This window comes from Streptomyces aureoversilis, assembly GCF_042657885.1.
Lineage (GTDB): Bacteria > Actinomycetota > Actinomycetes > Streptomycetales > Streptomycetaceae > Streptomyces > Streptomyces aureoversilis.
Window position 1 is genome coordinate 273254 of sequence record NZ_JBHSKJ010000004.1, and the last position, 12359, is coordinate 285612.

The 12359-nt window shown below is 72.2% G+C and carries 9 protein-coding genes; 2 read left to right on the forward strand and 7 right to left on the reverse strand.

Annotated features, from left to right (window positions below):
* Window positions 1–260: 260 nt before the first annotated feature.
* Window positions 261–977: a transglycosylase SLT domain-containing protein gene (locus ACFPP6_RS09040; RefSeq protein WP_382038895.1), complete on the reverse strand. Its 717-nt coding sequence runs from the start codon at window positions 975–977 to the stop codon at window positions 261–263.
* A gap of 338 nt (window positions 978–1315) precedes the next feature.
* Window positions 1316–1960 (reverse strand): PAS domain-containing protein, encoded by a 645-nt coding sequence (locus ACFPP6_RS09045; RefSeq protein WP_382038897.1) that lies wholly within the window; start codon window positions 1958–1960, stop codon window positions 1316–1318.
* A 307-nt stretch (window positions 1961–2267) separates the two neighbouring features.
* On the opposite strand from ACFPP6_RS09045, the gene ACFPP6_RS09050 reads away from it, so the two are divergent.
* A complete protein-coding gene (locus ACFPP6_RS09050) occupies window positions 2268–5555 on the forward strand; it encodes a cytochrome P450 (RefSeq protein ID WP_382038899.1) in 3288 nt (1095 codons plus the stop codon).
* 122 nt (window positions 5556–5677) lie between these two features.
* Here ACFPP6_RS09050 and ACFPP6_RS09055 read toward each other — a convergent pair whose 3' ends face one another.
* The gene (locus ACFPP6_RS09055; RefSeq protein WP_382038900.1) at window positions 5678–6391 is read right to left on the reverse strand and encodes a PepSY domain-containing protein; all 714 of its coding nucleotides are present in this window, start codon (window positions 6389–6391) and stop codon (window positions 5678–5680) included.
* Between the two features lie 174 nt (window positions 6392–6565).
* On the opposite strand from ACFPP6_RS09055, the gene ACFPP6_RS09060 reads away from it, so the two are divergent.
* Window positions 6566–6739, forward strand: coding sequence for a CsbD family protein (locus tag ACFPP6_RS09060; RefSeq protein ID WP_382038902.1), 174 nt, complete (start codon window positions 6566–6568; stop codon window positions 6737–6739).
* A gap of 134 nt (window positions 6740–6873) precedes the next feature.
* Here the strand turns inward: ACFPP6_RS09060 and ACFPP6_RS09065 are convergent, their stop codons facing one another.
* The 4 genes from ACFPP6_RS09065 to ACFPP6_RS09080 all read right to left on the reverse strand — a co-directional run bounded on the left by ACFPP6_RS09065 (window position 6874) and on the right by ACFPP6_RS09080 (window position 12169).
* Complete coding sequence (locus ACFPP6_RS09065; RefSeq protein WP_382038904.1) at window positions 6874–7413, reverse strand: hypothetical protein; 540 nt, start codon at window positions 7411–7413, stop codon at window positions 6874–6876.
* 30 nt (window positions 7414–7443) lie between these two features.
* A complete protein-coding gene (locus tag ACFPP6_RS09070) occupies window positions 7444–10419 on the reverse strand; it encodes an nSTAND1 domain-containing NTPase (protein WP_382038906.1) in 2976 nt (991 codons plus the stop codon).
* A 228-nt stretch (window positions 10420–10647) separates the two neighbouring features.
* Window positions 10648–11088, reverse strand: a complete 441-nt coding sequence (locus tag ACFPP6_RS09075; protein WP_382038907.1) for a peptidase inhibitor family I36 protein — start codon at window positions 11086–11088, stop codon at window positions 10648–10650.
* 100 nt (window positions 11089–11188) lie between these two features.
* Window positions 11189–12169 carry an FUSC family protein gene (locus tag ACFPP6_RS09080; RefSeq protein WP_382038909.1) on the reverse strand — a complete coding sequence of 327 codons (981 nt, stop codon included), beginning with the start codon at window positions 12167–12169 and terminating at the stop codon, window positions 11189–11191.
* Window positions 12170–12359 lie beyond the last annotated feature (190 nt).

The window sequence follows — 12359 nt, forward strand, 5'->3', positions numbered from 1 at the left end:
CGCTCCTTGAGGAAAGCATGACAGAACGGCGAGATGATCTTTAGACATCTATGCGGCTCGTGTCGAGGCCTGGCGCTCGCCCCCGGGTGCTGAGCCCGGGTACTCGGCTTGGACGCTCGGCCCCGGGCGCTCCAGGCCGGGGCTCGGGGCGCCGCCCTCCGACGGCGGTGCACAGCAGCGAAGGGCGGTGGCGCCCCGTTGCGGGGTGCCACCGCCCTTCGCGGTGTTGACGGTGTTCAACTGCGACAGTCGTCAGCCGGTCAGTAGGCGGAGTTGACGTTGTCCATCGAGCCGTACTTGTCGGCGGCGTAGTTGCACGCGGCGGTGATGTTGGCGACCGGGTCGTAGATGTCCCAGGACGTGCCCTCGACGTGGTACGCCTTGAAGGTCGGGTCGATCACCTGGAGCAGGCCCTTGGAGGGGACGCCGTTCACAGCGTTGACGTCCCAGTCGTTGATCGCACGCGGGTTACCGGTCGACTCGCGCATGATGTTGCGCTTGATGCCGTCGTACGAAGCCGGAATGCCCTTCGCCCGCAGAATGTCCAGCGACTCGCTGATCCAGCCCTCGAGGTTGTCGGCGTAAGCCTTCTTCGCCGGGGCGGCGGGCTTGGCCGGGGCAGCCGGGGCGGCAGGCTTGGCCTCGACCGGCTTGCGCTCGGTCGAACGGTTCGCGGCCTGCTTCTCGGCGCGCTCCTTGTCCGCCTGAGCCTTGACGACGGCACCGGCGGCGTCGGCCTTGGCGTCCGTGGCAGCGGCACGGGTGCGCTGGTCCAGCTCGTCCTGGCCGGTCTCGCCGAAGGCGTCGGCGCTCCAGGCCGTCGGCTTCACCGCGATGGCGGCGGTGTCCGTGTCTGCGGCGAAGGCGCCGGGGGCGACGGCCACCGCGATGACGGCGGCACCGGTCGCGGCAATACCGGCGACGGAGAACTTGTGGATCTTCGGCAGGCGGGTATAAGCGGAGACGGTGGAGCGCATAACTGAGCTGAACCTTCCAATCGCGGGGTGTCGCCCGGCCCTGAAGCGGCGCAAATAACGAAGCGCCGTTTCTCGGTCGACGGCGCCCAGCGACTCCGCAATTGTTAGCGGCGGCGAAAACGCCTGACAAGGTCTGTGACCTACTACGCTCCTTCATTGGCGGCCCGCGATTAATCCGCCCTTTCCCCGTATTTCCCCGCGACTGTTCACTATCGGAATTCGTAAGTGATCCGGGCCTCATGGGCGGCCTCACACGCGCCGCCCCCGAATGTCACCCGCTGCGAGCGCGCGGATACGGGGTGCCCGCCGCTGTCGCCGGCGCAGGACCGTGCTGCCGTTCAGTCCGCCGCGGGCGGCCAGGCGGTCGGGGAGAGCAGGCCGAGCACGTAGGCGCGGGCCACCAGAGCGGTGCGGTTGGAGGCGTCCAGGCGGCGGCACAGACGGGCGAGGTGGTAGTTGACTCCGTCGCCGCTGAGCCCGACCGTGCGGGCGACCACGGCCGTGGTGCGCCCCTCGGCGACCAGGGCGAGGATGCGGGACTCCAGTGCGGTGAGCGCGACCGGGTCGGCGGCCTCTTCCCGGCCGTCCGCGGCGGGGCCCGGCTCGTCCGCACGGAGGATGGCCAGCAGGGGCGGGGGCTCGCCCGCCGGGTCACTCACCGGCTCGACGGTCAGCTCCCCCTCGTAGGACGATCCGGCAGCGGTCCAGCGGACGCGGAAGGGGTAGCGCGAACGCCGTCCCCCGCGCATGGCGCTCTCGAACTTGATCAGCCTGCGGGGGTCGGCAGGGGTGAACAGGTCGAGCAGGTGGCGGCCCGTCAGGCGGCCCGGGGTGAGGTTCCACAGTGCCGCCAGGGCAGGGTTTGCGCCGGTGATCACGCCGTCGGCGGTGCTGACCGCGGTCGGGACCGGCGTGCGGTCGAGCAGGTTGAGGAAGCGGGTGCGCCACACCGCCGGATCCGACTCCGGGTCGTACACGGTCACGTGCTCCTCTGCTGTCAGTTCCCTGCCCGCCCGTCCTCCGCCCCCTCCGGACCACGGAGCACGCAGCACGGACCACGGACCGCGAACCACACAGGCCACGGGCCACGGGCCACAGGCCACAGGCCACAGACAGGCGTGCCGCTTAGCACAGTCGAGCCGCAGCACACACGCCGCGACACGACCAAGACGCTACAAGAAGTCGTAGTTCCGGCGGCCGGCCGGCCCGCGTGCGGCGGAATCGTGGACGCACCGGTCGGGACCATCGCCCACCGGAGGCCGGACTATCACCCGCCAGAGGAGAGAGCCCATGGAGCCCATGCGTGACCTGCCCGTCGTCGACGTGTCGGATACGGGCCTGACCGACAGGCCCGTCCAACAGGCCATGGCCTTCGCCCGCGAGTTCGGCCCCGCCTTCCGGCGCCGGTTCCACAGCCGCGAGACGGTACTGATCTCCTCGTACGAACTCGTCGACGAGCTCTCGGACGAGACACGGTTCGCCAAGGTCATCGGCCCCGCGCTGGAGAACGTCCGCGAGGTCGCCGCCGACGGCCTGTTCACCGCCTACAACGACGAGCCCAACTGGGCCAAGGCCCACGACATCCTGTTGCCCGCCTTCGCCATGGGCTCGATGCGCACCTACCACCCCGTCATGCTCGAAGCCGCGCGGCGGATGATCACCGCCTGGGACACGCACCTCGCCCAGGGCGAACCTGTGGACGTGTCGGCGGACATGACGCGGATGACGCTCGACACCATCGGCCTCGCGGGCTTCGGCTACGACTTCCAGTCCTTCGCCCGCACCGAACCCCACCCCTTCGTACAGGCCCTCGTACGGGCCCTGAGCCACAGCCAGGCCGCTCTGGGGAGGACCCCGGGCCAGGACACCACGGAGGAGGACCGGGCCTTCCGCGCGGACACCGCCTTTCTCGCGCAGGTCGTCGACGAGGTGATAGCCGGACGGCGGACCGCCGGGGAGAGCGGCGCCGCCGACGACCTGCTGGGGCTGATGCTGAACTCACGTCACCCCGGCGACGGCGAACCCCTCGACGAGGCCAACGTCCGCAACCAGGTCATCACCTTCCTGATCGCGGGCCACGAGACCACGTCGGGCACCCTCTCGTTCGCCCTCTACCACTTGATGAAGAACCCGGTCGCCCTGCGCCTGGCACAGGCGGAGGTCGACGCCCTGTGGGGCGACGACGCGGATCCGCAGCCCGCGTTCGAGGACGTCGGCCGGCTGCGCTACGTACGGCAAGTGCTCAGCGAGACGCTGCGACTGTGGCCGACCGCCGCGGCCTTCGAGCGCGCGCCCGTGGCCGACACCGTCATCGGCGGCAGGTACCCGGTCCCGGCCGGCCGGCGGCTGACCGTGCTCACCCCGATGCTGCACCGCGATCCGGTGTGGGGCGACAACGTCGAGGAGTTCGACCCGGACCGCTTCGCACCCGCCGCCGAGGCAGCCCGTCCCGCGAACGCGTACAAGCCCTTCGGCACCGGGGAACGCGCCTGCATCGGGCGGCAGTTCGCCATGCACGAGGCCACCATGCTGCTGGCCCTGCTCGTCCACCGCTACCGCTTCCTCGACCACACCGGCTACACCCTCGACGTCAAGGAGACCCTCACCCTCAAGCCCGACAGCTTCACCCTGGCGCTGGCGCACCGCACCGCCGAAGACCGGGACCGGGTCCGCGAAGCCCTCGGTGGGCTCGTCGGCGGCACCGCGCGCACGGACCGGGGCGAAGAGCAGCCGGAGGCCGGCGCCGCCCTGCCCGCCAGGGTCGCGGCGGGCACCGCCCTGACCGTCGCGTACGGCTCCAACTTCGGCACCTGCCGCGAGTTCGCCGAGGACCTCGCCGGCACGTTCGGCGACCTCGGCTTCGCCACGGAGGCCGTACCCCTCGACAAGATCGCGGGAGCCCTGCCCGCAGGCGCTCCCCTCGTCATCGTGGCCGCCTCCTACAACGGGCAGCCGACCGACGACGCCAAGGCCTTCACCTCCTGGCTGGCCGGCGCGGAACCCGGAGCCGCGGACGCCGTGCACTACGCCGTTCTGGGCGTCGGCGACCGCAACTGGGCGGCCACCTACCAGCACGTGCCCACCGCCATCGACGACCGCCTGGCCGGACTGGGGGCAGCCAGGCTCGTGGAACGGCACGCCGCCGATGCCTCGGGCGACCTCGCCGGGTCGTTCGCACGCTTCACCGGCGCACTGCGCCGCGCCCTGCTCACGGCGTACGGAGACCCGGACGCCGTGGCAGGACGCGAGGATTCCCACGAGGCCCCCACCGGGCACGTCCACGACTACGACTACGACGTCACCGAGATCACCGGTGATCCCCTCGACGCGCTGGCCTCCCGCCACGGCCTGGTCCCGATGACCGTGACCGCGACGGGGGACCTCGCCGACCTGGCCCACCCCCTCGGCCGCTCCAAGAGATTCGTGCGCCTCGCGCTGCCCGAGGGCGTCGCCTACCGCACCGCCGATCACTTGACCGTCCTGCCCGAGAACGACCCCGCCCTGGTCGAACGTGCCATCACCGCTCTCGGCCTCGCCCCCGACGCGGTGCTCGGCATCCGCGCCCGGCAAACCGGCCGTTCCGGCAGTTCCGGCAGTTCCGGCAGTTCCGCTCGTTCCAGCCGTTCCGGCCTGCACCTGGACCGACCGGTCACCGTCCGCGAGCTGCTCACCCACCATGTGGAACTGCAGCAACCCCTCACCGCCGAGCAGGTCGCCCGGCTCGCCGACCTCAATCCCTGCCCGCCCGAGCAGGCGGCCCTGCGGCAGCTGGCCACGGGCCCCGAGCAGCAGTCAACCCCCCGAGCCCTCCGCCACCGGCTGGTCGACCTCGCCGAGCAATACCCGGCGCTGCGCGGCCGAATGGGCTGGCCGCTGCTGCTCGACCTGCTGCCCCCGATGCGTACCCGCCACTACTCCATCTCCTCCTCCCCCGCCACCGGCCCGGGTCACGCGGATCTGATGGTCTCGCAGCTCCGCGCCCCCGCACGCTCCGGCAGCGGCACCTTCGAAGGCACCGGCTCGTCGTACCTGCACCGTGTGCGGAGCGGCGACACGGTGTACGCACGCGTCCAGCCGTGCCGGGACGCCTTCCGCATCCGCCACGACGCGCAGACCCCCGTCATCATGGTCGCCGCCGGCACGGGCCTGGCCCCCTTCCGGGGTGCCATCGCCGACCGCCTGGACCTGGCCCGCCAGGGCGTGCCGCTCGCGCCCGCACTGTGCTACTTCGGCTGCGACCACCCGGACGTGGACTACCTCCACCGCGCCGAACTGGAGGCCGCCGAAGAGGCCGGAGCGGTCTCCATGCGCCCCGTCTTCTCCAAGGCGCCCGAGGAGGGGCGGCTGTTCGTCCAGCACCGGCTCGCAGCGGAGGGCGCGGAGGTGTGGCGGCTGCTGCAGGCCGGCGCGAAGGTGTACGTCTGCGGCGACGGCGGCCGGATGGCCCCCGGTGTGCGGGACGCCTTCCAGCAGCTCCACGCACGGCACACGGGCGGCGATGCCGCCGCGGCGGAGGAGTGGTGGCGAACCGCGGTCGCCGAGGACCGCTACGTCGAGGACGTCTACGTGAGCAACTGACGGGCCTGCGGCACGGCTGCCGGAGAGGCGGGCCTCCGGCAGCCGGGCTCCTGGAGCCGCTCGCGGGACACCGACGGGATTCCGGTCGGTGTCCCGCCCCTGCCCCGGTGACCGTTACCGGCTCAGTCGCGGTCGACGTGCTCACGCTTGACGCTGCCGTCGACCGCGTCCACGTCGTACGTCGTCTTGTTCCAGTCGTCCGTCGTCACGACGTCCACCGACCAGACCAGGCTGCCGTCGTCCATGTCGTCCAGGCCGAGGGACGTGATCGTGCCCTTCTTCCGGCCCAGCGCGGTCGAGGCGGCGTCCTGCCAGGAGACCTTGGCCTTGTTCAGCCGGTCGGCCGTCTCCCGCTTGTCCTCGGCATCCTGATCCGCCTCGGGGCTGGACGAGGTCAACCCGCCCGAGACCGCGTCGACGACGACGTCGCTCTCCGTGCCGTCGGCAACGGCGACCTTCACGTGCCATTCGGGGGCGCCCCCGGCCGAGCGTTTGAGGTCGATGTCCACGAGCTTGCTGCCGGGCACCTTGTCGGTCGCCGACTTGGCCGCCTGGTCGTACCCGACCTTCGCCGCGGGTACCAGCGCCTTGCGCTCGGCCTGGTCGTTCGTCATCCCCGCCGTACCGCCCGGGGAGGGCGACGTCTGCGTACCGGAGGGAGAGGCGGTCGGCGAGGACGGAGGAGCCGCCGACACGGTGGTCGCCGCGCCGCCGCCCCCTCCCCCGTCGCCGTCGTCACCGCACGCGCTCGCCATCGCCGCCGTGACCGCCACCGCGCACACCACGCGCACCGTCCGGCCCCGCCGAACCGCCTGCGTTCCGTTCCTTTTCTTCATGACCGCACCTCATGCCCGTAAAATCCCCAGGCATACCCGCCGGCGGCGGGATCACCCCCCTCCCGCCCGCACCACTGAGCCATCCGGAGCAGGTCCCGGCGAGAGCGCGTTTACCCGCGCCCGCACGAGGAAGGCGCGAAGTGTCCGAACGCCGAGCGCATCTTGGAGGCATCGATGAGTGCCGAGAAGAAGGCGAAGCACGCCGCCCAGAAGATCAAGGGCAAGGCCGAGGAGACCGCAGGCTCCGCCACAGGCAACGACGCCAAGCGGGCCCGGGGCAAGGCGGAGCAGGCCAAGGCGGACGCGAAACTGGCCGGAGAGCACGCGAGGAACGCTCTGCGGCACTGACCAGGGCGGCTGCTCGGGGAGGGCTGCAAAGCGGCCCTCCCCGAGCAGCCCTCCCTGTGGTGCGCCTCCGCGAGCGGCGCGGCGCGGCTGCCACAACGATCGCATGGTCGCAATTGCCGCACGGTCGCCCCCGGCTACGACGCCGATGACCACCGCAGGCGGATCTCGTCCTTCGGGTCCGACGGCATGACCTGCCACCCGCGGAGCCGCGCCGCCTCGATCACGTACCCGCCACCCACGCCACGGTACTTGCGCAGGGGCACCTCGCACTCGACAGGCGGTATCGCGTTCTTCTCGTCCCGAGCAGCCGAGGCCCGCTTCGTCCTGGTGTCGAGACAGGCGTCGACCCGTGCGCGGTAGAAGTTCGAGTCGCCCTCGTGCCGCAGCTCCGGCCAGGTCACGGCCCAGCGGGGCCAGACCACGATTTTGCTCAAGACGGCATCCATCACGCGCTCGGCACCGCGTTCGAAGGCCGGGATCACCGTAAGGATCTCCGCGAAGAGGGCGATGACGAAGGCCACGACGAAGGCGGCCAGAAGCAGCAGCCACCACAGGGGCAGTACGACCACCGTGGCGAGGAACCGCAGCACCAGCTGCCGACGGGGGCGAACCGGTTCGGCGTGCCACTGCTTGAGGCCTTCATTGGTGAACGATGCGTCTCGGTAGGCATACATGGGCGGCATTCTCCGACACCGTCTGTGTGCTCAGCACGGTGGCTGGTAGGCGATGTCCGGGAAGTAGCGGGACCATTCGGGGCGGGTGATGGGCGGGCGGGCGCTCTCGCAGGCGCGGCGGATGGCGTGCCGGGTGTCGGTCTGCCAGATCTGTGCCGTGTGGTCCGCGCTGGCCGTGACGATCCCTCGCCCCTGCGGCAGTACCAGCACGGCGTTGACCGCGCCCACGTGACCGGTGAACGTGGCCCGGTGACCTGCGTGGTGCGGGTCCGTGACGTCCCAGAGGCGGGCGGTGCGGTCGTCGCTGGCCGAGGCCAGGGTGCGGCTGTCCGGGGAGAAGGACAGCGAGGTGACCACATCGGCGTGCCCGGTGAGGACGGACAGGACGGCCGGCCGTCGTGGCGCGGACACGTCCCACAGCCGCACCGTGCGGTCGTCGCTTCCGGAGGCGAGAGTGCGCCCGTCGGGGCTGAAGGCGACCGTGTCGACGAAGTCCTCGTGACCGGTGAGAACGGACAGCCGGACCGGGCGCCGGACATCGCGTACGTCCCACAGCCGCACGGTCCGGTCGTCGCCGGCGGAGGCGAGCGTACGGCCGTCGGGGCTGAAGGCCACGGGTTTGACGTTGAGCGTGTGGTCCGTCAGCGTGGTCGGTCCGGTTTCGCCGGCAGTCGGGTCGGTGATGTCCCACAGCCGCACCGTGTGGTCGTAGCTGCCGGTGGCGAGCGTGCGGCCGTCCGGGGAGAAGACGACGGAGAAGACGGTGTCCCGGTGGCCTGTGAGCGTACGGATCAGTGCCGGGCGGCGGCGGTCGGTGACGTCCCACAGGCGTACGGCCCGGTCGCGGCCGGCCGTCGCCAGCAGACGGCCGGCCGGGCTGAAAGCCACCGACGTCACCGTGTCCGTGTGCCCCGTCACCGTGGCCAGGGCCTGGGGACGGCGGTCGTCGCGCAGCTCCCACAGGCGTACGGTCCTGTCGAAGCTGCCGGTGGCGAGGGTGCGGGCGTCCGGGGCCAGCGCCACCGAGCTCAGCCACTGCGTGTGCCCGGTCAACGAGGTGGTCATGGTGGACAGCAGGCCGTCACGCGCCTGTTCGGTGGGGACGAGCCGGTAGGCGGCCAGCGCCAGCTGGGCGGCCAGTGCGGGACGGGAGTGGCGCAGCGCGACCGCTTCGTCGGCGACCTCCCGTGACAGGGCGGTGTTGCGCTGACGCGCCATCGCGTCCTCGGCCCGCACCGCGTAGACGGCCTCCGCCACCGCCACCAGGAGCAGGGCCGCCAGCAGCACTGCCAAACGGCGCAACCGCGTAGAGGCCCGCCGGGCCCGGGCCGTCTCCGCGGCCTCGGCGGCCAGGCTGGCGTCGAGGAATGCGCGCTCTTGCGAGGTGAGCTCGATGGGCGAGCTGCCGTGGGGTGCGGCGAGGTCGCGGGCCGTGGACAGCCGAACGCCCCGGTACAGGGCCCCCGGGTCTTCGCCGAGGGCCTGCCACTGCTGTGCGGCCTCGGTCAGGCGGCGGTGCAGGCGCAGGTGGTCGCGGTCCTCGGTGAGCCAGCCCCGCAGCCGGGGCCAGCAGCGGATCAGCGCTTCGTGCGTGATCTCCGCCCGGTCCCGGTCGAGGGTGACCAGCCGTGCGCGGGCGGCGCGTTCGAGCACGGTGGCGACGTCCGCCGGGTCGTGGTCCAGCGAGCCGAGTTCCTCGCGCACCAGGCGGCGCTTGGTGTCCTCGGTGCCGTCGCCCAGGGCGGTCAGCCGCAGGAAGATCTGCCTGGCCGCCGCCTGCTGGGGTACGTCGAAGGAGGCGTAGACCTCCTCCGCCGTCTGGGCGAGCGCTCCTTCGATGCCGCCGGCGGCCTGGAAGGCGCCCAGGGTCAGGGTGTTCCCGCGCCGTCGGCGCCAGGTCTCCAGCAGAGCGTGCGACAGCAGCGGCAGGGTGCCCGCCCGGCCCGTGACGTCCGTCATCAGCGCCGCGAGCAGGGCTCCTTCGACACTGAGCCGGGCGCGGGTGGCGGGCCGCAGGATGGCGCTGCGCAGCTCGCCGGCGCTCATGGGGCCGACGGACAGCTGTGCGCCGCCCAGGGCGTCGCACAGGTCCCGGTGGTGGAGGCAGTGGGCGTAGAAGTCGGCGCGTACCCCGATGACCACGCGGCAGCGGCTGTCCGGCGCCGCGGTGCCCGACAGCAGTGCGCTGATGAAGGCCGCCCGTTCCTCCGGGCGCGCGCACTGGGTGAAGATCTCCTCGAACTGATCGACGACCAGCACGATGTCCCTGATGTCCCCGGTACCCCCGGTACCCCCGATATCCCCGATGTCCCTGCCCTCCGGCTGCCGGGCCAGGGCACGGTTCACCGCGTGGTGCAGGCCGAGCGGTTCGGCTGCGAAGGCGCCGGCCAGTTCGCCGGAGGGCGTGCCGGTCAGCTCGGCCAGCCGGCTCGCGCACTCGTGCAGCGGCCGGGAGCCGGGGGTGAACAGCACGGCCGTGTGCGTGGTCTGCCCGGCGCGCAGCCGGGGCAGCAGGCCCGCCCGCAGGACGGAGGACTTGCCGGAGCCGGAGGCGCCGAAGACCGCCACGAACCGCCGGACGGCCAGGCGGGCCGTCAGCTCGTCCACGAGACGTTCCCGGCCGAAGAACCAGTCGGCGTCGTCGGCCTCGAAGGGTGCCAGCCCCGCGTACGGCGGGCGCTCCTCACCCTGCACGGTGCCTCCCTCCCCGGCGGGCGGGGCCGCGGCGGCCAGCTCGGCGGCGAGTTCGGCGGCCACCGTGTGCCAGATGCGTTCCCATTCCTGTGTGTCGCCGTCGCAGGCACGGACGTAGGCGAGGGTCACGGCCAGGGTGGGCAGGACGCGCCCGCCCGCGGCGCTCGACAGGGTGGCGATCGAGTAGTGGGCGCGCTCGCTCAGGGCGCGGTAAGTCGGGTTTCCCGCCTTCTGCCGCAGCCGGCGCAGTTCGGCGGCGAACCGCAGCAGCGGGCTGTCTCCCGCGTCCAGTGGACGCTCCCCACGAGGCACAGGCGGCCACCTCCCCGACCGCCGCCATGTTTCCTCAAGGCCTCCACCGGCACCAGAGTGCCCCGGGACATCCGCTGTCCCGGGGCCGTCGCGTGCCGCTTACGGCCGGGCCCCCGTACCCGTGCCGGGCGTCACGCGTGTCTCCGGTGGTGCCGAGCGACATCGGCTACCTCCGCGCCGGTCGGCTACCTCCACGCGCCGGTCGGCTGCCGGACGGTCGCCGGACCGTCAGAGGTTGGTCCACTGGTGCGAGGAGATGTTGTCATTGAGGTTCTGACCCGCGCCCTTGCCGGTGCCCGCGTCGAAGGTGACGGTCGCCAGGTTGCTGATGGCTACACCGTTGTGCACGCCCCGGCGCGCCTCGGTCCTGTTCGGTGCCCAGTACACCCAGACGTCGTCCAGGTTGCCGGGGAAGCCGTTGTTCCACAGCGAGGAGGCCTGGTTGCGGCACTGCCCCCAGTTGTTGGAGTTTCCGGTCCAACTGCACGAGAAACCGGTGTAGTTGTAGCCCTCGTAGGCGTAGAGCTTGCCGTCGGCGGGCGGGGCCGCCGACGTACCGGTGCCGACGGGTGCCGGGGCGGTGCCGGCGGCGTGGGCCGCGAGCGGCATGGCCGTCACGGTGAGGGCGGCGAGCGCCGCACCTGTCAGGATCGTGCGCAGCTTTCCCATGGTGTGTTTCCTTCCGGTCTTCTGCTGGTTGTTCGACAGGTGTTCCGTGAGGGGTTCTGTGGGACGTGTTCCGTGGGACGTGTTCCGTGTTCCGTGTTCCTTAGGGGTGCTGCCCCTCGCCCGTGCCGATGAGCGTGCGGGCGCGGGGCAGCGCGGCGAGCTGGAGCCGGAGCCCGGTGTTCACAGCGGCCCGGTACCGCCGCCGCAGCTCGGTGTCGTACTTGCCGTCCAGCCGCCGCGCCGTGACGGCCAGTCCCGACTCGCGCGCACAGGTGGCCTCGGCCACGGCCAGCGCGACCTCCCGTTCCCTGGGCAGGGGATGCTCGGGGGGCGGCAGTGCCCTGCGCAGGGCGGCGGGGTCGGCGTAGTCGTGTCCGGCGGCCCGCATGCACCGCGCCCACGGTCGGGCGGCCTCGGCGAATGCGGGGTCGGCGGTCACCCGCCCGGTCCGCAGCTGACGCAGCGCGTCCATGGTCGACCGGGCCTGGAACCACGCCCCGAGGTCCCCGTACAGCCTGCGCTCGGCCTCCGCCCGGCGCCCCTGCGTGCTGCGGGTGAGCCGCAGGCCGTCGGGCGTCTTCACCGTCAGGCCGGTCGGGCGTTCGCCGTTGGCCGCTGCGAGCGCCGCCGCCCGCCGCCCGGCGGGCAGGCTGCGGAAGTACCGCTGATTGGGGTCGTCCCGCCGGATCTCCTCGAGCCGGCGCTCGATGTCGCTCCCGTAGCCGTGCCGGCGTGCCCAGTCGGTGTCGTCGACGACGTACGGGAACTCCCGGGCCTCGGGCACAGGTTGACGTACTGCAGTCCGGTACTCGAAGCCGTGCTCACCCATGCAGTCGCGCAGCAGGCGTTGCTCGGCGTCGTGGAGGACGTCCTTCTCGGCCTCCGTCGGCTCGCGCAGGCGGACGGTGCCGGAGCTGCCGTTGCTCGCGTCCGTCGAGGAGACCTCCTGGACCACGACGGCCGTCGCCGCGGCAGCGCAGACGCACGCTGCGGCAATGAGAACGGCGCGGCGGCGGCCGGGTTTCCGGCGCCGCCGCTCGGGTCCGGTCGGGCCGGGCGGGGTCGCCGACGGCTCGGACATGGGCATCCTCCTTCCGCCGGAGCGGCTGGTGATGCGGCATGTCTAGCGGGATGCGGTTGTTCGGTGCCGGGCGGGAGGTGCCGAACAAAAAATGCCGAACAACCCGGCCGCGTCCGTCGGCAGGCCCTCGCGCCGTACGCTCACAGCCTCCGGCACGCTGACGACGGAGGCACGCCCACGACGGCGGAGG

Bases quoted from the DNA above. Each gene is read 5' to 3' on its own strand.
- ACFPP6_RS09075 (WP_382038907.1), bottom strand. From the start codon at position 11,088: ATGGGAAAGCTGCGCACGATCCTGACAGGTGCGGCGCTCGCCGCCCTC.
- ACFPP6_RS09060 (WP_382038902.1), top strand. From the start codon at position 6,566: ATGAGTGCCGAGAAGAAGGCGAAGCACGCCGCCCAGAAGATCAAGGGC.
- ACFPP6_RS09080 (WP_382038909.1), bottom strand. From the start codon at position 12,169: ATGTCCGAGCCGTCGGCGACCCCGCCCGGCCCGACCGGACCCGAGCGG.
- ACFPP6_RS09055 (WP_382038900.1), bottom strand. From the start codon at position 6,391: ATGAAGAAAAGGAACGGAACGCAGGCGGTTCGGCGGGGCCGGACGGTG.
- ACFPP6_RS09050 (WP_382038899.1), top strand. From the start codon at position 2,268: ATGGAGCCCATGCGTGACCTGCCCGTCGTCGACGTGTCGGATACGGGC.
- ACFPP6_RS09040 (WP_382038895.1), bottom strand. From the start codon at position 977: ATGCGCTCCACCGTCTCCGCTTATACCCGCCTGCCGAAGATCCACAAG.
- ACFPP6_RS09065 (WP_382038904.1), bottom strand. From the start codon at position 7,413: ATGTATGCCTACCGAGACGCATCGTTCACCAATGAAGGCCTCAAGCAG.